At 67.1% G+C, this 17,727-nt stretch carries 17 protein-coding genes; 6 read left to right on the top strand and 11 right to left on the bottom strand.

Annotated elements, in window-relative coordinates; all coding sequences use genetic code 11:
* Positions 1-24: 24 nt before the first annotated feature.
* Genes NOV72_RS05565 through NOV72_RS05535 form a run of 7 tightly spaced genes read right to left on the bottom strand, consistent with a single transcriptional unit; the run spans position 25 to position 7,868 of the window.
* Positions 25-747 (bottom strand): class I SAM-dependent methyltransferase, encoded by a 723-nt coding sequence (locus tag NOV72_RS05565; protein ID WP_106853590.1) that lies wholly within the window; start codon positions 745-747, stop codon positions 25-27.
* 33 nt (positions 748-780) lie between these two features.
* The gene (locus NOV72_RS05560) at positions 781-1,605 is read right to left on the bottom strand and encodes a polysaccharide deacetylase family protein (RefSeq protein ID WP_106853589.1); all 825 of its coding nucleotides are present in this window, start codon (positions 1,603-1,605) and stop codon (positions 781-783) included.
* Positions 1,602-3,965, bottom strand: a complete 2,364-nt coding sequence (locus NOV72_RS05555) for an MMPL family transporter (RefSeq protein WP_106853588.1) — start codon at positions 3,963-3,965, stop codon at positions 1,602-1,604. The genes NOV72_RS05560 and NOV72_RS05555 overlap by 4 nt, the downstream gene beginning before the upstream one ends.
* A 7-nt stretch (positions 3,966-3,972) precedes the next feature.
* Positions 3,973-4,557, bottom strand: coding sequence for a LolA family protein (locus NOV72_RS05550; RefSeq protein WP_106853587.1), 585 nt, complete (start codon positions 4,555-4,557; stop codon positions 3,973-3,975).
* A gap of 4 nt (positions 4,558-4,561) precedes the next feature.
* Complete coding sequence (locus NOV72_RS05545) at positions 4,562-5,536, bottom strand: lysophospholipid acyltransferase family protein (RefSeq protein WP_106853586.1); 975 nt, start codon at positions 5,534-5,536, stop codon at positions 4,562-4,564.
* Positions 5,533-7,194 carry an ApeI family dehydratase gene (locus NOV72_RS05540; protein WP_106853708.1) on the bottom strand — a complete coding sequence of 554 codons (1,662 nt, stop codon included), beginning with the start codon at positions 7,192-7,194 and terminating at the stop codon, positions 5,533-5,535. Before NOV72_RS05540 ends, NOV72_RS05545 begins: the two co-directional genes overlap by 4 nt.
* A gap of 20 nt (positions 7,195-7,214) precedes the next feature.
* Positions 7,215-7,868, bottom strand: coding sequence for a COG4648 family protein (locus NOV72_RS05535; protein WP_106853585.1), 654 nt, complete (start codon positions 7,866-7,868; stop codon positions 7,215-7,217).
* A 421-nt stretch (positions 7,869-8,289) separates the two neighbouring features.
* Between NOV72_RS05535 and NOV72_RS05530 the strand changes: the two genes are divergently transcribed.
* The 6 genes from NOV72_RS05530 to NOV72_RS05505 all read left to right on the top strand — a co-directional run bounded on the left by NOV72_RS05530 (position 8,290) and on the right by NOV72_RS05505 (position 13,242).
* Positions 8,290-8,550 (top strand): phosphopantetheine-binding protein, encoded by a 261-nt coding sequence (locus NOV72_RS05530; protein ID WP_061145949.1) that lies wholly within the window; start codon positions 8,290-8,292, stop codon positions 8,548-8,550.
* Between the two features lie 154 nt (positions 8,551-8,704).
* On the top strand, positions 8,705-9,421 hold the full coding sequence (gene fabG, locus NOV72_RS05525; protein ID WP_106853584.1) for a 3-oxoacyl-ACP reductase FabG: 717 nt from the start codon (positions 8,705-8,707) through the stop codon (positions 9,419-9,421).
* Positions 9,422-9,440: 19 nt separating this feature from the next.
* On the top strand, positions 9,441-10,760 hold the full coding sequence (locus tag NOV72_RS05520; protein ID WP_106853583.1) for an NAD(P)/FAD-dependent oxidoreductase: 1,320 nt from the start codon (positions 9,441-9,443) through the stop codon (positions 10,758-10,760).
* Positions 10,760-11,602 (top strand): MipA/OmpV family protein, encoded by an 843-nt coding sequence (locus tag NOV72_RS05515; RefSeq protein WP_106853582.1) that lies wholly within the window; start codon positions 10,760-10,762, stop codon positions 11,600-11,602. Before NOV72_RS05520 ends, NOV72_RS05515 begins: the two co-directional genes overlap by 1 nt.
* Positions 11,595-12,404 (top strand): lysophospholipid acyltransferase family protein, encoded by an 810-nt coding sequence (locus NOV72_RS05510; protein ID WP_106853581.1) that lies wholly within the window; start codon positions 11,595-11,597, stop codon positions 12,402-12,404. Before NOV72_RS05515 ends, NOV72_RS05510 begins: the two co-directional genes overlap by 8 nt.
* 61 nt (positions 12,405-12,465) lie before the next feature.
* Entirely contained in the window at positions 12,466-13,242 is a 777-nt protein-coding gene (locus NOV72_RS05505; RefSeq protein ID WP_106853580.1) for a glycosyltransferase family 2 protein, read from the top strand.
* On the opposite strand, the gene NOV72_RS05500 is transcribed toward NOV72_RS05505, so the two are convergent.
* The 4 genes from NOV72_RS05500 to NOV72_RS32190 all read right to left on the bottom strand — a co-directional run bounded on the left by NOV72_RS05500 (position 13,226) and on the right by NOV72_RS32190 (position 17,724).
* Positions 13,226-15,238 carry a glycoside hydrolase family 28 protein gene (locus tag NOV72_RS05500; protein ID WP_106853707.1) on the bottom strand — a complete coding sequence of 671 codons (2,013 nt, stop codon included), beginning with the start codon at positions 15,236-15,238 and terminating at the stop codon, positions 13,226-13,228. The genes NOV72_RS05505 and NOV72_RS05500 overlap by 17 nt on opposite strands.
* Positions 15,239-15,525: 287 nt before the next feature.
* On the bottom strand, positions 15,526-16,854 hold the full coding sequence (locus NOV72_RS05495) for a HAMP domain-containing sensor histidine kinase (protein ID WP_106853579.1): 1,329 nt from the start codon (positions 16,852-16,854) through the stop codon (positions 15,526-15,528).
* Complete coding sequence (locus tag NOV72_RS05490) at positions 16,851-17,594, bottom strand: response regulator (protein WP_106853578.1); 744 nt, start codon at positions 17,592-17,594, stop codon at positions 16,851-16,853. The genes NOV72_RS05495 and NOV72_RS05490 overlap by 4 nt, the downstream gene beginning before the upstream one ends.
* Positions 17,581-17,724: a hypothetical protein gene (locus NOV72_RS32190; RefSeq protein ID WP_181290856.1), complete on the bottom strand. Its 144-nt coding sequence runs from the start codon at positions 17,722-17,724 to the stop codon at positions 17,581-17,583. The genes NOV72_RS05490 and NOV72_RS32190 overlap by 14 nt, the downstream gene beginning before the upstream one ends.
* Positions 17,725-17,727 lie beyond the last annotated feature (3 nt).

The following is a 17,727-nucleotide window of genomic DNA, read 5'->3' as shown; positions in this document are numbered from 1 at the left end:
GAGACCTTTCGGACCCGGCGCGCGTCAGTCGGAGGCCCGCGCAATCAGCAGACGATTCGCCGCGTGCGTGCCGTTGCCCATCGGACGAATGGTCACGTGAAAGCGCAGGCCGGCGAGCAGCGCGAGCCATTGCGACTCGCTGCGCACCGTCAGCCCGTTCGTGCGCCCCGAACGGGCGAGCTGCATGCCGAAATCGACGGCGCGATCGACGCTCGCACGCCAGCCCGCGCCGGCGTCGCTGACGCGCAGCAGAAGCACGCCGTCCGGCGCGAGACTCGCGCGCACGCGGCGCAGCACGGCTTCCTGCGCGTCCGAATCGACGTAATGCAGCACATCGCACGCGACGACGACATCCGCCTGCGGAAACGGTGCCACGCGAATGTCGTCGCAGACGAAGCGGATGCGCGCCGCGTGCTCGCGCAACGCGATGCGCGCCCGGTCGACGTCGCGCGGCGTCAGGTCGATGCCGTGAATCGATCGCGGCGCGGGCGGCGCGGGCCAGCGCGCAGGCCACGCGCGCTGCGCCTCGTCGCGATGCCACGCGTGCGCGCCGACCAGCCACGCGGCGAGCAAACCCTGGCCGCTGCCGAGATCGAGGATGCGCGCGTCATCGGGAATCAGGCCGTGCGCGAGAACGTGGGCGAAGAACGGATCGTGACGCAGTTTCGCCGACGCGAAGTGCCACGCGAAGCGGCCTGCGGCGCGATAGGGACGGCTGGCGGTTTCGACGAGCGCGTTCGGCACCATGCGGGCGACGGATGAACGGAGGGCTCGTGCAGTCTAGCCTACGATCGCCTCGCGCAAGGTCACGGTCGCGAGTCCGCGATGCGCCGCCTCGCGCAACACCGTGTCGAGCGCGGCCAGCGCGACGGGCGCGCCGTTCGCGTCGCGCGCGGCGTGGCCGTCGTGGACGAGCAGAATGTCGCGCGCGGCGAATCCGTTCAGCAGACGTTGCGCGACGAGCGCCGCGTCGCTGGTGCACGTGTCGAAGCCGCGCCGCGTCCAGCTCGCGAGATGAAGCCCGAGACCGCACAGCACCGGTTCGAGAAACGGATTGCGCAGCCCGGCCGGCGCGCGAAAGAAGAGCGGCCGCACGCCCGTAATCTCGCGGAGCGTCGTTTGCGCCGCGTCGATTTCGCGCCGCATCGCGCCCGGTCCCGTCAGCGAAAAATGATGCCGATGCCGCTGGCTGTGATTCTCCACCGCATGCCCGCGCGCGACGATCGCCTCGACGATGCGCGGATGTTCCCGCGCACGCTCGCCGATGCAGAAGAACGTCGCGCGCGCGGAATGCGCGTCGAGCAGATCGAGCATGCGCGGCGTGACATCGGGATCGGGACCGTCGTCGATCGTGATCGCGATGCTTGCGCCCGCCGATTCCGGCAGCGTCGTCCAGTTGTGGCCCAGCAGCGCGCTGCGCGGCCAGAGTCCCGCCCACGCCAGCGCGCCGTGCGACGCGATCACGCCGCCCGCCGCCCACGGCCACGTCGCGGGCGATACGGCGAGCGCCGCGAGCGCGCCCGCGTGCACGGCGGCCGCGCCGCCGATCAGGGGCGTCGGAATCCAGCGGCGCGGCTGGCCGGGTGCGGCGACGGCTGCGTTCATCGCGGGAATTCCGAACGTGGCGCGAGGATCGCGGAGAACAGGAGAGCGAGAATCGCGCCAGGGCCGACCGTCAGGCCGAAAGTCTTGAGCATGGGTACGTTGGAAAGCGCGAGCAGGCCGAAGCCGAGCACGGTCGCGAGATTCGCGATCACGAGCGACACGAGCGTCTGCGGGGAAATCGGGTTGCGTTCGGCGTGCGCGCGATAGTTGAAAAAGAGCGCGTAATTCGAGCCGACCGCGACGATCAGCAGCATGCCGATCAGATGCAGAATTGTCAGCGACTTGCCCGCGAGCGCGAGCCCCGCGATCACGACGATCACCGCCGCGACGAGCGGCGCGAGCGTGCGCGCCGCGCGCACCGGCGAGCGCAGCGCGACCACGAGCAGCACGACGATCGCGGCGAATCCGCCCAGCGACAGGCGAATGTCCTCGTGCACGTAGTTCTGATAGAGGCGGTCGGCTTCGGCTTTCATGTCGACGAAAAGCGCGTCCGGCACCTGCGACGCCGCCACCGCCGCGCGAATCTTTTGCGCCTCGACATCGGTGCCTTCGGCCGCGCGCAAGGGCAGCATCGCGGTCCAGCGGCCGTCGCGTCCGGTGAGGAGCGAATCGACGGCAAGCGCCATCGACGTGCCTTGCAGATCGGCGCGGCGCAGGTTCGGCTGCGCGCGAGCCGCTTCGACATCGGCGATGAACGGCTCGAAGACTTCGGGTTTTACGCGAATCGTCTGATCGCGCAGCGCGACGGCGAGGCGCGTGCGCAGATCCTCGGCGGAAGGCAGGCTCGCGATCCGCGCGCGCTGCGCGGCGTCGCTCGGCAGATAGCGCGCCGGACTTTCATAGCCGGCGATCACGTGGGCATCGACGAGCGGCTGCAGCCGATGCGCGACCGCTTCCGCTCGTTCGAGCGCCGCCTGCTCGCTCGCCGCCGACACCACGACGAGATAGCGCACGTCCGGCGCACCGACGTCGGCGCGCAGGCGTTCGTCGAGATCCTGGCTCGCCTTCGGAACGGGACTCAGCGCCGACAACTCCTGACTCCAGAGTCCGTGCCGCTGCATCAATAACGTGGCCGCCGCCGCCAGCAGCAGCACGGCGAGCGCCGCGCGCAGCCGCGGCGCGCGCGCGGCGAAACGCGCGAGCCGGTTGCCGAGACGCGAGACGTCGCGGATGGCAAAACCTTGCGGCAACGCATGCGGCAGCACGAAGCGCGTGACGATGCCCGCCGTCGACAAACCGACGATCGAATACAGCCCGAGTTGCACGAGGCCCGGAAAGCCCGAGAAGAGCATCGACGCGAAGCCGCAGATCGACGTCAGCACGCCGAGGCGGATCGTCGGCCAGAAGCCCGCGACCCAGTCCGCGAGCGATTCGCGCCGCTGCACGCCCGCCGACTGCACGAAGAGATAGATCGAATAATCGACGGCTTCGCCGATCAGCGTCGTGCCGAAACCGAGCGTGAGACCGTGCACGGTGCCGAACGCGAGGCTCACGGCGGCGACGCCCGCCGCGACGCCGGACAGCACCGGCATCAGACCGAGCAGCAACGTGGGCACCGAGCGATACACCGCCAGCAGCAACACGACGATGAGCACGATGCTCGCCGCCGACAGCCAGCGCACGTCGTGCATGATCGTGTCGCGGGTTTGCACGGCGAATACGCCCGGCCCCGTCATCAGCAACCGATACGGCGATGCGCCCGGCGCGGCTTGCGCGAACGCAGCGCGGATCGCGGCCATCGCGCGGGCTTGCGCATCGGTGTCGGAACCGGCGCTCGCGGTCTGCGCGAGCAGCACGGCGCGCTGGCCGTCGCGCGAAGTCCACACGCCGTCGTTCATCGCGGGCTGCGCGCCGCTGTCGAGTTGACTGACGAGCGCCGTGACTTCGCCGGTCGGGTCGTGCGGCAGCAAGTCCTTCGTCATCATGCCGGCGGACGAGCTCAGCAGATCGAGGCTGTCGGCGAGGGCGGCGGTCAGTCCGGCGACGCTGAAGCGCTCCGGCGTCACCGCCGGACTCAAGCGATAGCGATGCTCGAACACGAAACGCTCGTCGCGCGCCGCGCCCACCGGCTCGCCGTTGTTGATCGCGGAGAAACGCGGATCCTGGCGCAGCTTCGCCGCGACTTTGCGCGAGACATCGGCGCGGCCGTTCGCGTCGCCGCTGTCGATGCCGACGAGAATCAGCCGCGAAACGAGCCCGTCGCGCAATTGCTCGACGAGCACGCGTTGCTGCTCGCTCGGCGATCGCGGCAGGAACGCGGAGAGATCGGCGGAAAAACTCGCGCGCGCGATGATCGCGGCGCACGCCGCGAGAAAGCACAGCCAGACGATGACCGCAGGCTGACGAAGAACCGTGCGCATGCCGCGTTCAGTGCGCCGATGCGTCTTGCAGGCGCATCAGCGAACGGTCGCCGTCGGCCTGTCTGATTTCGACGCGCGCGAGCGCCGCGCCGCTGCCCGCGAGCGTGATCGAGCTGACTTTCTGCTTCATGCGCGAATCGGTCGGCACGAGCGTCATCGTCCAGTCGTCGCCGTGGCCGTCGATCGACACGGTGTACGCGTTTTCCAGCGCGAAACGGTTGCCCGCGAGCGTCGCGCGAATGCTTTCGATGAACGCGCCCAGTTCCGGATAGTTGCGCAGCGCAATCGTGACTTTGCGGCCATTGCGATCGACGGTGAGCATGTCGCCATCGACGACGAGATTCTCCGGCTTCGGGCTGACCGTGTGTTTTTCCAGATGATCGGGCGCGACGAACACCAGTTCGCCCGACGATTCGAGCGGTTCCTGCGCGATCTTCAGATAGCGCGTCTCGGTGAAATGCGCGCGGCCGGATTTCTTCGCGCCGAGCGTGTTCATCAGGCGATCGAGCGTCCAGGGCGCATCGGCGGCGAAAGCCGGCGCCGACGTGACGCAAAGAACGGCGGCGGCCAGCGCCGCATAGAAAACTCGCATGAGATCAGGAATCCCTCGTGACTTCCTGCAGCGGGGCGACGCGCGCTTGCGCCGGTTCCCGCGCGGCGTTCGCCTGCCAGAAGTCGAAATAGTTGAACCAGTTGTACGGGGCCGCGCGGCAATATTTTTCCAGCAAGGCGACGTAACGCGTGAGCGCGGCATCGACGGCGGCGGCGCGTTCGGCGCGGCCGATTTTCGAAAAATCGGCGAGCGTTTCGAAGTGGATATCGTAGCGATTGCCGCCGAGATATAGCCCCGTCATAAACACGACCGGCCGCCGCAGCACCGCCGCCATATGCAGCGGCCCGAGCGGAAACGCGGCGGGCGTGCCGAGGAAATCGCGTTCCTTCAGCGCGTCGCCGGCCTGGCGCAGCGTGCGGTCCGCGAGCATGCCGACGAGCGCGCCCGCATCGAGCCGCTCGCGCACCTTGAGCATCGCATCGACCTTGCCGAGCCCGATCACGTCGTGATGCGCGGCCGGATTCACGGCGGCGAGAATCGCGTTGATCTTGCGCGCGTTTTCTTCGTACATCGTGATCGCGATGCGGATATGCGGCTGCGCCCGCCCGATCGCGCGCACCACTTCGAAGCTGCCGAGATGCGCGCCCATCAGGAACGCGCCGTGTCCATCGGCGAGCGCGGCCTCGACATTATCGACGCCATGCGTGCGGATATCGAACAGATCGAAGCGTTCGTTGAGCAGATAGATGCGGTCGTGAATCGTCGACGCGAACGAGAACACGTGACGATAACCATCGCGCCAGCCCGCATGCCGCCCGAGCGCGCGATTCAGATAAGCACGCGACGCCCGCCGCGCGCGCGGCGCGAACACGACGAAATACGCGGTGATGATCCGCAGCAACACGCGCCCGGCGCGCCGCCCGAAGCGCAGCGACACCCACGTCATGAAGCGCAGCAACGCGAGGTTGCTGCGTTCCTGACGGTCGGCCCAGTCGTCGCGGTTGCGCGGCTCGTTCACGATGCTTGCATGTCCCTGGCGAGCGCGCCGCTCGCCACCGCGCGCACGCCGGCGCGAATCGTGAAGCGGATCGCGCCGCTCGCGGACGTTTCGTAGGTGATGTCGAGCGCTTCGCCCGGAACGGCCGGGCTCAGGAATTTCGCGGATTCGATCCGGCAGGCGCCGAAGTTCGTTCCGAGCGCAGAGCCGATTGCATCGAGCGCGTGATCGAGCAGCACGACGCCCGGCACGATCGGGCGTCCGGGAAAATGTCCGGCGAGCGCGGGATGCGCCGGCGGCACGGTGAAGGTCAGCGCGGCCTTGCGGTTACGTTCCTGTTCGATCAATTGCGTCAGCACTTCGCGCGGCAGCTTGCCGGTCGCGTTGCGCGGCAGCGAATCGACGAACAGCAGCGGCCGTGGCATGAACGCGGCATCGATGCGCTCGCGCAACGCACGCTGCAAATCCGCCGCCGCGAGTTCCGGGGCCACCACGAGCGCCATCAGGCGGCGCACGGTGTCAGTGTCGGCGTCGCTTTCGTCGGGCATGTAGAACACGCCGTCGATCACGCCGGGCACCGCGTTCAGTTGATGATTCAGATACGCGAGCGACGTGCGCTTGCCCGCGATGTTGATCAGATCCGCCTTGCGCCCGTGCAGCAGAAAATGCGTGCCGTCGATGAGTTCGAGCGCGTCGCCCATGGGCACCGGCACTTCGACGTGGCCGCCGGACGCCCACATCGTCTGTTCGCCGGAATCGTCGGCGCGCGGCGTCAGCACGATGTCCGGAAACAGTTCCCACGCGGCGGTGCGCGCGGTGCGGCGCGTCGCGATCTGGCCGGTTTCGGTGCTGCCGTAGATTTCCATCAGCGGCGCTTCGAGGCGCGTTTCGGCGTCGAGCGCGAGCTTTTCGGCGAGCGGCGCGGTCGCCGACAGCACGAGCGACGCGCGCGGCAAGGCTTCCTCGTTCGCGAACAGCGCGCGCAGATGAATCGGCGAACTGACGAGCACGCGCGGCTCGGGCACGGCCGCGAGTTCCGCGCGGATATCGACGGGATAGAACGGCTGGCGGTTGCTGAACGCGAGGCCGCCGATGAGCGCGAGCAGCACCGTCGATTCGAAGCCGTACATGTGCTGCGGCGGCACGGTGCCGATGAGCGTCGCGCCCGCCTGGCCGAGCAGCCCGAGACGCGCCGCCGCCGCGCGAACGTTCTTCACGAGAAAGCCCCAGGTCTTGCGATGCGGCACCGGCACGCCCGTCGAACCCGACGTGAACACGTAGGCCACGACGCGCGCGCCGTCGATGTGCGGGACTTTCGCCTCGCTCTCCACGCGCGACGCGGCCAGCTCCGGATAGCGGAAGCGCGGCAGGTCGATCGCGCAATCGTCGTTGTCGTGCAGGCAGAACGCGTCCGGCGCGAACGAGGCGAGCGCGCGGACCATTTCGGGCGTATGCGTCGACGGCAACAGGCTCGTCTTGCCCGCGACGAGCGTCGCGCACAGGCTCACCGTGAATCGATAGCGATCCGTGCAGACGTTGAACACGTGTCCGCCTTCGGGGAGCGCATCGGCGAGCGCGCGCACGTCGGCGAGAAACGCGCGCACGGAGACGGGCGCGCCGTTGCGCCACGCGATCATCTGATCCGGCGACGCGTGAAAAACGAGCGGAAAATTCTGCATGCGCGATGAATTCGACGACATCACTGCGCTCCGCTGCGACGCATTTGCATCGAATGCGTGTAGGCGCGAACGGCGTCCATGATGCTCGACGGCTTCATATCCGGCAGCGCGAAGCGGCGGCACGCGTATTCGGCGACGAACATCAGCCCGACGAGCGGCAGCGCGAGATAGTTGGCGAAGGTGGACCACGCGACGATGGAGGCGCACGCGAACAGCACCGTCGACACGAGCGCGGTCGCGATGAAGAAAAGCGTCCACGCCGCCGTGACGCGCCGCGTGTAGCGCGCGGCGCGCGGTTCAAGCTTGCCGTGGACCAGCGTCGCGAACTGCGTGCACAGCGGCTCGCGGCCGTGAACGAGCGTGCGGCCGAACATCCATGCGAGCGCGAGATTGAAGCACGCGTGTTCGAGCCACAGGCCCCAGCCGAAATGCGCGGTGAGCGGCGCGCGCTCCACCCACAACGCAGCGCAGGCGAGCGCCCAGAGCGGCAGCAGCCAGGCGCGTGCCGGCGAGCGCGTCGAGGCGTTCAGCGCGATCAGCAGGATCGGCGCGAGGACGAGCGCCAGCCCCAGCGCGTGCGCGCCCGGCGTGGAAGCGGCGTGATGCGCGGCAAGCTGGTACGCGGCGATCGCGCCGACGACGCCCGCCGCGCGCAGAAATCGGGCGGCGTTCATCGGCGTAATTCCGCTGCGCGCGGGGCGCCTGAAAGAAGGAAAAAGGTACGCAACATGAATGCGGCTGCGGCGCTCGTTACGGAACGCTTAGTTGTTGAACAAAAACCCGGCAGTCGCCCGGCTGACGATCATTTTCCCGCGCGGGTGCGCGCCCGGTCTGTAACCGATTGTTCGATGATCTTACATTCGTCGGAGCGGCGGATTTTACCCTACCGGCGCAGGGGTCCCGCCCGGCGGCGAAACCGCTGATTTTTCTCGGAAATTTCGCCGTGCGGCATTCATTCCGGCCGGTTACCTTTCCTACTAGGCGGGCCAGAGGGCATCGTCTAGAATTTCGCCACTGCAATTATCTCGAAACAGGCAGCCGATGGCGTGCGGAGAACCCGGGGCGCACGTCTTTGCGCCGGCCCGCACGCACACGATGAACGAACTGGAAAGAGAGCTCGCCGAGCTGATCGTCGCCGAACTAAATCTCGAAGACGTCGATCCCAAGGCCGTCTCGGCCGATACGCGCTTGTATGAAGAAGGTTTCGGGCTCGATTCCATCGACATCCTGGAGATTGCGCTCCTGATCTCGAAGAAATACGGCTTCGAGCTGCGCTCCGACAATCCGGACAACCAGAAAATCTTCGCGAGCCTCGGCGCGCTCGCGGCGCACGTCGCCGCGCATCGCACGAAATAAGGCGGGGCGCGGCTTCACGCGCCGGCAGCCGCTGTCATGCAAGTGAAATCCGCCGCATCGAGACTAACGACGCGCACGCTCGTGCGCTCGCCGATGCGGCCGCGCAACACGGGAAACGGACAGGCGCAATGCAATCGATGACGGGAACCACGCGATGCGCGCGCTCGTGACAGGCGGCAGCGGCGCGATCGGACAGGCGATCGGCCGCGCGCTGGGCGCATCCGGACACGAAGTCTGGATTCACGCGAACGGCGGCATCGAACGCGCTGAAAGCTGCGCGCAAGCCATCCGCGCGGCGGGCGGCACGGCGCATGCAATCGCCTTCGACGTGACCGATCCCGACGCCACGAACGTTGCGATTACGCGCATCCTGGCCGATGGCCCGGTGCAGATTCTCGTGAACAACGCGGGCATCCACGACGACGCGCCAATGGCCGGCATGACGCGCCAGCAATGGAAACGCGTGCTCGACGTCACGCTCGACGGGTTTTTCAACGTCACGCAGCCGCTTCTGATGCCGATGATCCGCACGCGCTGGGGACGCATCGTCAACATGTCGTCGCTGTCGGGCGTCGCGGGCAATCGCGGGCAGGTGAATTACGCGGCCGCGAAGGCGGGCCTGATCGGCGCGACGCGCGCGCTCGCGCAGGAACTCGCGTCGCGGGGCATCACGGTGAACGCGGTGGCGCCCGGCATCATCGATTCGCCGATGCTCGGCAGCGCTTTTCCGCCCGAGCGCATCAGGCAACGGGTGCCGGCGCAGCGCGCGGGCTCGGCGGAGGAAGTCGCGGGCATGGTGGCGTATCTGGTGTCGGACGCGGCGGCCTATGTCACCGGACAGGTTCTGTCGATCAATGGCGGAATCGCATGAATCGAATCAAAGGAGTGCAATGAGCGAAGCGACGCAAACCTGGGACGTGGCGGTGATCGGCGGCGGGCCCGCCGGATCGACCGCGGCGACGCTGCTCGCGGACCGCGGCTATCGCGTGCGGGTGCTGGAGAAGGCGCGGCATCCGCGTTTTCATATCGGCGAATCGCTGCTGCCGGCGAATCTGCGGCTTTTCGAACGCCTCGGCGTCGCCGATGAAGTGCGCGCCATCGGCATGGTCAAGCTCGCGGCCGAGTTCGTGTCGCCGCAGCACGGCGATCGCATGCAGCGCTTTCTCTTCGCCGACGCCTGGGACAAGTCGATGCCGAGCGCGTATCAGGTGCGCCGCTCCGAACTCGACGAAATCCTGCTGCGCAACGCGGCGAAACACGGCGCGCACGTGAGCGAGGGCTGCTGCGCGCGCGACGTCGCGTTTGCGCCGGACGGTTCGGGCGCGACGATCGACGCCGAGCACGACGACGGCCGCATCGAGGCAGTGCGCGCGCGTTTCGTCGTCGATGCTTCCGGGCGCGATACGCTGCTCGCGAACCGTTTCAAGACCAAGCGCCGCAACGAGCGCCACAATTCGTCGGCGCTTTACGGCCATTTCCGGAATGCCCGCCGCAACGACGGGCAGAACGAAGGCAATATCACCGTGTTCTGGTTCGAGCACGGCTGGTTCTGGTTCATTCCGCTCGCGGACGGCGCGACGAGCATCGGCGCGGTCGTGTGGCCCGCGTATCTGAAGCGGCGTCCGAAGGGCACATCGGTCGAAACGTTTTTTCGCGACACCATCGCGCTGTGCGCGCCGCTCGCCGAGCGGCTCGAAGAGGCCGAACTGATCAGCGAAGTCCACGCGACGGGCAACTATTCGTACACCGGCGACATGACGCACGGGCGCAACTTCCTGCTGCTCGGCGATGCGTTCGCGTTCATCGATCCGGTGTTCTCGTCCGGCGTGATGCTCGCGATGCAAAGCGCGTTCGCGGGCGCGGAAGCGATCGACGCGGCGCTCTGCAATCCCGCCGACGCGCCCGCCGCGCTCGCGAAGTTCGACCGCGACGTGCGCCACGGCCCGCGCGAGTTTTCCTGGTTCATCTACCGCATGACCTCGCCGACCATGCGCAATCTCTTCATGGGCCCGCGCAACCCGTTGCGCATGAAGGAAGCGCTCTTGTCGCTGCTCGCGGGCGATATTTTCGGCAGCACGCCGATCTGGCATTCGCTGCGCGCGTTCAAGGGCGTCTATTACGTTTCGGCCGCGCTCGACTGGCGCAATTCGCTGAAGGCGTATCGAATGCGCAAGCGCAATCTGAGCGACGCGGAGCCATCGGCCAATTGATGACGATGCGATCATGTCTTGCGTTTCTGATGCTGCTCGTCGCGAGCGCGGCAGCATGCGCCGATGAACCGCCGCCGAGCAAGCCGTTGTGGGAACTGGGCATCGGCATGGGCGTGGCGGCGTTCCCGCATTATCCCGGCTCGGACCAGACGCGCGCGTGGCCCTTTCCGTTTCCCTACGTGATCTATCGCGGCAAGTTCTTCCGCGCCGATCGCGACGGCGTGCGCGGCCAACTGCTCGATACCGACCGCGTCAACTTCAACATCAGCGTGCTCGGTTCGCTGCCCGTTTCCAGCCGCGACGACAACGCGCGCGCCGGCATGCCCGATCTCAAGCCGACCATCGAAATCGGCCCGTCGGTGGAAGTGCATCTGTGGCGCTCGCCGTCGCGCGACGTGCTGCTCGATCTGCGCCTGCCGGTGCGCATGGGCATCACGCTGGAATCGTCGCCGAAGACGGTCGGCTGGCAGTTCGAGCCGAACCTGAATCTCGATCTCGTCGATGTCGCGGGCGTGCCGGGGCTGCGCGTCGGCATGCTCGCCGGTCCGATGTTCGCCGACGGCAAATACAGCGACCACTACTACACGGTCGCGCCGCAATACGCGACGCCCGGCCGTCCCGCGTTCCAGGCGAACGGCGGCTACGCGGGCACGCAGGCGCTCGTGTCGATGTCGCGGCGCTTCAGCCGTTACTGGGTCGGCGCGTTCATGCGCTACGCGAATCTCGCCGGCGCGAGCTTCGCCGACAGCCCGCTCGTCCGGCAAAAGAGCGCGCTGTCCGGCGGCGTGGCGGTGGCGTGGGTGTTCGGGCAGTCGTCGAAAATGGTGGCGAGCGATGAGTGACGCCCATCGGAAAATCGGCGGCGCGGGCGGGAAGGTGTCGGCTGGCCGGGCGCTCGAATCCGCGCGGCAGTGCGTGGCGTTCTATTTCGCGCTCGTCGTGCTCGCGCTCGTGTGTCTCGCGTGGTGTCCGTTCGCGTGGATCTTGCGGCGCGTGCTGTCCGCCGATGCCGGGCGGCGCGTCGGACGCATTGCCGTGCAGCGCGTGTGGCATGGCTACTTCGTGCTGTTGCGCACGCTCGGCGCATGCCGCTTCGATCTCTCCGAACTCGACGCGCTCGCGCACCAGCCCGCGATGATCCTCGCGCCGAATCATCCGTGCCTGCTCGACGCGCTCTTGATCGCCTCGCGCGTCCCCGATACCTGCTGCGTGATGAAAGGCGATGTCGCCGGCAACGTGTTTCTCGGGCCGGGCGCGCTGCTCGCGGGTTATATCGTCAACGACACGTCCGTCGGGTTGATCCGCGCCGCCGTCGCCGAATTGCAGCGCGGCTCGCCGCTCCTGCTCTTTCCCGAAGGCACGCGCACGGAACAGGCGTCGGTGAATCCGCTGAAGGGCGGCATTGCGCTGATCGCGGGGCGCGCGCAGGTGCCGGTGCAGACGCTCATCATCGAGACGGATTCGGGCTTTCTCGGCAAGGGCTGGCAGATTTTCCGAAAGCCCGCGCTGCCCATCACCTACCGCGTGACGCTCGGCCGCCGTTTCGCGCCGCCGGGACGCGATCACGCCGCGCTGCAGGCGTTCATCGCCGAATTGCAGCGCTTCTATGCGGGCGAACTCGACACGCATCGTCCGCGCGACTGAAAGCCGCCGCGCCGGCAGACGTTAAAATTCGCCGTATCTCTTTCGCTCCCCGCTTTTCTCAATGCTTTCGACACGCGCTTCGTCCACGCATCTCGTCCTCATTCCGAGCTACAACCCCGGCGAGAAAGTCGACGAAACGGTGCGCGGCGCGCGTGAGCAATGGAATCCGGTGTGGGTCGTCGTCGATGGCAGCACGGACGGCAGCGCAGAACGCCTCACGAAAATGGCCCAGGCCGATCCGGGCCTGCGCGTGATCGTGCTGCCGGAGAATCGCGGCAAGGGCGCGGCGATCCTCGCGGGCCTCGACGAAGCCGCGAAACTCGGCTTCACGCACGCGCTGACGATGGACTCGGACGGCCAGCATCCCGCCGCGCTGATCGGCGCGTTCATGGAAACGTCGATGCGCGCCCCCGACGCGATGATCCTCGGCCGCCCGACCTTCGACGCGAGCGCGCCGCAATTGCGCGTGCAGGGCCGGCGCATCTCGAACGGCTGGGCGAATCTGGAAACGCTGTGGATGGGCATCGGCGACTCGTTGTACGGATTTCGCGTCTACCCGATCGCGCCGCTCGCCGCGCTGATGCGCAAGCAAACCTGGATGCGCCGCTTCGACTTCGATCCCGAAGCGGTGGTGCGTCTGTGCTGGCGCGGCGTGCGCCCGATCAACCTCGACGCGCCCGTGCGCTATTTCAAGCCGGAAGAGGGCGGCGTCTCGCATTTCCGCTATGGCCGCGACAATGCGCTGCTCACGTGGATGCACGCGCGCCTCCTCCTCGGCTTTCTGCTGCGCCTGCCGATGCTCGCGTGGCGCCGCCTCGGCTTCAGCGCGGATCGCTGACCGTCGAGTTCATCGTTACGCCCGCGATCACGGTGTTCTTCAACACGATGTCGTGCACGTTGTACGCGTAGATCGGGCCGGGCGTCGTCGCGCTGGCGGGGCCGGCCGCGACCGGCGTGCCGAAATCGCAATCCGTGATCGTCACGCCGGTGATCGCGGGAATCGCGGGCGTGGGCGCGGGGCCGTTGTAATCGAACGCGACCGGACCTTGCGCGACGATCGCCTGAAAACACGAACCGTTCACGCCGTTCAGCGAGACATTGCTCGCCTTCACGTTCGAAATGTTCACGTTCTGCACGAGCGCGGGCCGCGTGCGGATCGCGTCTTTCGAGGGCTGATAGTCGCAGTCGAACGTGATGATCCCGCCCTGCGCCGCCGACGGATTCGCCGCCGTCGCCGTCGCGACGCCGAGCGGCACCGTCGCGTTGATCGGGCTGCCCGCGAGCAGGCTGCTGCCGTAGCCGGAAGGCGTGAGGCTCACGCCGTTGGGCAGCGTGACGTTGTCCACGTAGAAATCCTTCACGAAGCCGCCGCGATTCATGTTCGTCTTGATGCGGATCGCGATGTTCAGCGAATTCGTCGCCCAGAACGTGTTGAGCATCTGCAGATTGCGCGCGTAGATCTGCTGCACGCCGCCGCCCATTTCGCTGCCGAGCGTGATGCCGCCGTGGCCGCTGTTCATCGTGCAATTCTGGATGACGTGGTTTTGCGCCGGGCCGTATTGCGTGTCGAGATCCTTGCCCGACTTGATCGCGATGCAGTCGTCGCCGGTGTTGAACGTGACGTTCTCGCACAGGACCTTGTCGCAGGCGTCGGGATCGAAGCCGTCGTTGTTCGGGCCGATGCTGTCCACGGTCACGCCGCGCATCACGACATTCGTGCAATCGGTCGGATGGTGCTGCCAGAACGGCGTGTTGTTCGTGCGATAACTCTCCATCAGCACGTTCGTGCAGCCGATGAACTCCACCATGCAGGGCCGCAAGTAATGGCCGACGCCGAAGATGCGTTTCTCGATCGCGACGCCCGCCTCCGACAGCGCCGGCAGATAGTTCTGGTCCTGCTGCCAGGGCGTGGCGGGATTGGTCAGTTCGGCGTAGAGCGCATCGGAGATGCCGGGCACGGCGGTTTTCAGATCGACGTTGTTCGCATTGCCCGATGCCTGGGAAGGCGTCGACGAACTCACGCAGCCGTAGACGCCGTTATTGCCTTTCCACGTCCACCAGCACGTCGCGGTGTTGCCGCTGCCGGCGAAGGGCGTCATCGCCTGGCCGTTGAGCACGGACGTATTACCTTCGCCCGTGACCGCGATGTTGTTCTGGTTGCGCGCGTAGACCGGCGGGCCGTAGTTGAGGCAGTCGTTCGCCTGCCAGCGGCTGTAGTAGAGCTTGCCGTTCGGGCCGCAATCGATCGGGCCGTCCTTCGCGTAGTCGGCGGGATTCGGGCTGAAGTAGATCGTGCAGTTCGCGGACAGATGAAAATCGACGTTGGACAGCAGCACGACCGGGCCGGCGCAATACCATGCGCCCGCCGGCACGACCACATGTCCGCCGCCCGCCGCGTTGCACGCCGCGATGGCGGCGAGAAACGCCGGGCGCGAGTCGAAGGAATTGGGCGCGTGGGTCTGGTCGGCGCCGGAGCTCAAGGGCGATTTGGCCGGATCGGTGTACGGATTCGCCGCCGCGACGACCGCGCAGGGCTTCGCGCCGTAATCGGTGACGAGGAACTGGCGGCCCGGAAACATCGACGTCGATACGTTTTGCAGCGCGTTCACGATTTGCGTCGCCGAACCGGACGGGCCCCAGATCGGGTCTTGCGCGGCGGGCGGCGGCGTCGAGCCGGAGCCGGAATCCGAATCGTCGTGGCCGCCGCAGCCCGCGAGCGTGCCGAGCGCGCCCATCGCCCCGATGAGCGGCGCGCCCGCCGAAATGCCCGCGAATTTGACGAACGTGCGGCGCGCGGCGGATCGCACCGCCGATGCATGTTTCGGTTGTTTCATGAAAGTCTCCTCGATGCGGATTTTGAGCGCGCGCACAGGCGCGCGGACGCACGGCGCGGCGTCCGGTTTGAATGTCGAAGGGAAGCGTGAAGCGGGCGTCAGCCGGGCGGCTGCGGCGGAGAAAACAAACGATGTCGTACAACATCGGCGGGGCGGGGCATGGCGTCTCCAGCAATGTCCGGTGCGCGCGTAGGTTCGCGCGTCATGGAGCAAACGTTAGCGGAGATCGCCATCGAACGTCAAGCGGGACTAACGTGTAGTCCTCGTTCGATATAGGACATCGTATTTTAAGCCGCCTTTTTCAGGACGAGACGCGCTTCCAGCCCGCCGCCTTCGCGATGATGCAGCGTAAGCGACGCGTCCATCGCGAGCGTGAGCTGCCGCGCGATGGCGAGCCCCAGACCCGTGCCGCCGGTCTGCCGGTTGCGCGAGCCTTCCAGCCGGACGAACGGCTCGAACACCGCCTCCAGCGATTCGTCCGGAATGCCCGGCCCGCGATCGAGCACGGCGATCACGGCGCGGCCATCCTTGCGCGTGGCGACTTCGATTTCCGCCGCGCCGGAATACTTGATCGCGTTGTCGATGAGATTGCCCACGACGCGCTTCAATGCCTGCGGAGGCGCCATCAGCGCGCCGCCGATGCCGCCGCGCAACGTCACCGGCTGCCCGGCGTCGAGATAGTCGTCGACGATGCTCTCGAACAGCGCATCCGCATCGATGCGGCGCGGCGCTTCGTTCGTGCCGTGCAGCGTGCGCGCGTACGTGACGCCTTCCTTCACGAGCGATTCCATTTCCTTCAGATCCTGCTGGAGCTTCGCGCCGGCTGCCTCGTCGTCCATGACGTCGACGCGCAGGCGCATGCGCGTGATCGGCGTCTGCAGATCGTGCGTGATCGCCGCGAGAATCTGCATGCGCTGGGTCATGTACGTCGAGACGCGGTCCTGCATCGCGTTGAACGCCTTCGCCGCGCGCGCGACTTCCTCCGGCCCGGATTCGGGCAGGCGTTCGGCCTTGAGATCGGGGCCGAGCGTGTCGGCGGCATTGGCGAGGCGCTTGAGCGGGCCTGTCGCGAGGCGCACCGCGAGCCAGCAGCACGCGCCGAGCACGATCAGTTGCAACACCAGAACCAGCGGCAGCCAACTGGAAAGCGGCGTGCCGACCATCGGACGCATGTCGATGGTGAGCGGCGAGCCGTCCGACAGCCGCAGATGCACCTGAAAGCGTTCCCTGTCGCCGGGCACGGCGTTGACCGTCAGCGGATAGCGCTTGCCGATGCCTTCGTCGATCGAACGCGCGAAACGCTCCGACAGCGCGGCATCCGGCGGCGCGCCGGTCACGCCCGGCCCGAGGATGAATTGATAGCTGCGGCGCGCGAGACGCGGCAGCCACTGCGCGCGCTCGTCCGGCGGCAGATGATCGAGCAGCGCGACCGAGCTTGCCACTTCGCGCTCGACGTAGCCCATCATCATGTGAGTCATCGAATCGTCGCGTTCGCGCATCGTCAGAAGGAACGAGAACGTCTGCGCGAGCGCCAGTCCGACGACGAGAATCAGCGCGAGCCGCGCGAACAGCGTGCGCGGCCAGTGCAGCAGGGAAGCGGGCGACACCGTGCTCATTGCGAAGACTCGATCGGTTTGACTTCGGCCGAAAACACATAACCTTCGCTGCGCAGCGTCTTGATGTAGCGCGGCTCGCGGGCGGTGTCGCGCAGACGCTGACGCAGACGCGACACGAGCAGGTCGATGGAGCGGTCGAATGCATCGGCCTGACGTCCTTGCGTCAGGTTCAGCAACTGATCGCGCGTGAGCACGCGCTGCGCGTTGTCGAGAAACACGCGCAGCAGGCGATATTCCGCGCCGGAGAGCGCGACCATCGTGCCTTCGGCATCGAGCAGATGGCGCGCGGTCGTGTCGAGGCGCCAGTCGCCGAACGCCAGCATTTGCGCGTCCTCCGTCACTTCCATTCCCGGCGGCAACATGCGCGTGCGGCGCAGCACCGAGCGGATACGCGCAAGCAGTTCGCGCACGGCGAAGGGTTTCGGCAGGTAATCGTCGGCGCCCATTTCGAGGCCGAGAATGCGATCGGCTTCCTCGTTGCGCGCGGTGAGCATCAGCACGGGCACGTCGCGGTACTTGCCCGCGCGCAGTTCGCGGCACAGCACGAGACCGTCTTCGCCGGGCAGCATCAGATCGAGCACGATCAGATCCGGCGCGCCTTGCTGCTCCAGCACGGCGCGCATCTGCCGTCCGTTCGCCGCGAGCGACACACGCATGCCGTTCTTTTCGAGGTACGTGGCGAGCAGTTCGCGAATGCCGCGATCGTCGTCGACGATCAATACGTGATCAGTGGTTTCCATCGATGGATCGTTGTCGTTGTCGCTTGAGTTGCAACCGGCTCGGGCTGACCAGCAGACACTGAACCGGATGGGCCATTTCCGTCGCGATGCCGCCCACGAGAAAGGCGAGAACCGCCAGCATGCGTTTCATTCG

The organism is Caballeronia novacaledonica (assembly GCF_900258035.1).
GTDB classification, from domain to species: Bacteria; Pseudomonadota; Gammaproteobacteria; order Burkholderiales; family Burkholderiaceae; genus Caballeronia; species Caballeronia novacaledonica.
The sequence above is the reverse complement of the archived record's forward strand: the minus strand, read 5'-3'. Positions and strand labels throughout refer to the sequence as shown.

What these genes read in the sequence shown, in the direction of transcription:
- NOV72_RS32190 (WP_181290856.1), bottom strand. Translation starts at nt 17,724, where the DNA reads ATGAAACGCATGCTGGCGGTTCTCGCCTTTCTCGTGGGCGGCATCGCG.
- NOV72_RS05560 (WP_106853589.1), bottom strand. Translation starts at nt 1,605, where the DNA reads ATGAACGCAGCCGTCGCCGCACCCGGCCAGCCGCGCCGCTGGATTCCG.
- NOV72_RS05520 (WP_106853583.1), top strand. Translation starts at nt 9,441, where the DNA reads ATGAGCGAAGCGACGCAAACCTGGGACGTGGCGGTGATCGGCGGCGGG.
- NOV72_RS05555 (WP_106853588.1), bottom strand. Translation starts at nt 3,965, where the DNA reads ATGCGCACGGTTCTTCGTCAGCCTGCGGTCATCGTCTGGCTGTGCTTT.
- NOV72_RS05495 (WP_106853579.1), bottom strand. Translation starts at nt 16,854, where the DNA reads ATGAGCACGGTGTCGCCCGCTTCCCTGCTGCACTGGCCGCGCACGCTG.
- NOV72_RS05550 (WP_106853587.1), bottom strand. Translation starts at nt 4,557, where the DNA reads ATGCGAGTTTTCTATGCGGCGCTGGCCGCCGCCGTTCTTTGCGTCACG.
- fabG (WP_106853584.1), top strand. Translation starts at nt 8,705, where the DNA reads ATGCGCGCGCTCGTGACAGGCGGCAGCGGCGCGATCGGACAGGCGATC.
- NOV72_RS05530 (WP_061145949.1), top strand. Translation starts at nt 8,290, where the DNA reads ATGAACGAACTGGAAAGAGAGCTCGCCGAGCTGATCGTCGCCGAACTA.
- NOV72_RS05515 (WP_106853582.1), top strand. Translation starts at nt 10,760, where the DNA reads ATGACGATGCGATCATGTCTTGCGTTTCTGATGCTGCTCGTCGCGAGC.
- NOV72_RS05540 (WP_106853708.1), bottom strand. Translation starts at nt 7,194, where the DNA reads ATGCAGAATTTTCCGCTCGTTTTTCACGCGTCGCCGGATCAGATGATC.
- NOV72_RS05490 (WP_106853578.1), bottom strand. Translation starts at nt 17,594, where the DNA reads ATGGAAACCACTGATCACGTATTGATCGTCGACGACGATCGCGGCATT.
- NOV72_RS05505 (WP_106853580.1), top strand. Translation starts at nt 12,466, where the DNA reads ATGCTTTCGACACGCGCTTCGTCCACGCATCTCGTCCTCATTCCGAGC.
- NOV72_RS05500 (WP_106853707.1), bottom strand. Translation starts at nt 15,238, where the DNA reads ATGAAACAACCGAAACATGCATCGGCGGTGCGATCCGCCGCGCGCCGC.
- NOV72_RS05565 (WP_106853590.1), bottom strand. Translation starts at nt 747, where the DNA reads ATGGTGCCGAACGCGCTCGTCGAAACCGCCAGCCGTCCCTATCGCGCC.
- NOV72_RS05535 (WP_106853585.1), bottom strand. Translation starts at nt 7,868, where the DNA reads ATGAACGCCGCCCGATTTCTGCGCGCGGCGGGCGTCGTCGGCGCGATC.
- NOV72_RS05510 (WP_106853581.1), top strand. Translation starts at nt 11,595, where the DNA reads ATGAGTGACGCCCATCGGAAAATCGGCGGCGCGGGCGGGAAGGTGTCG.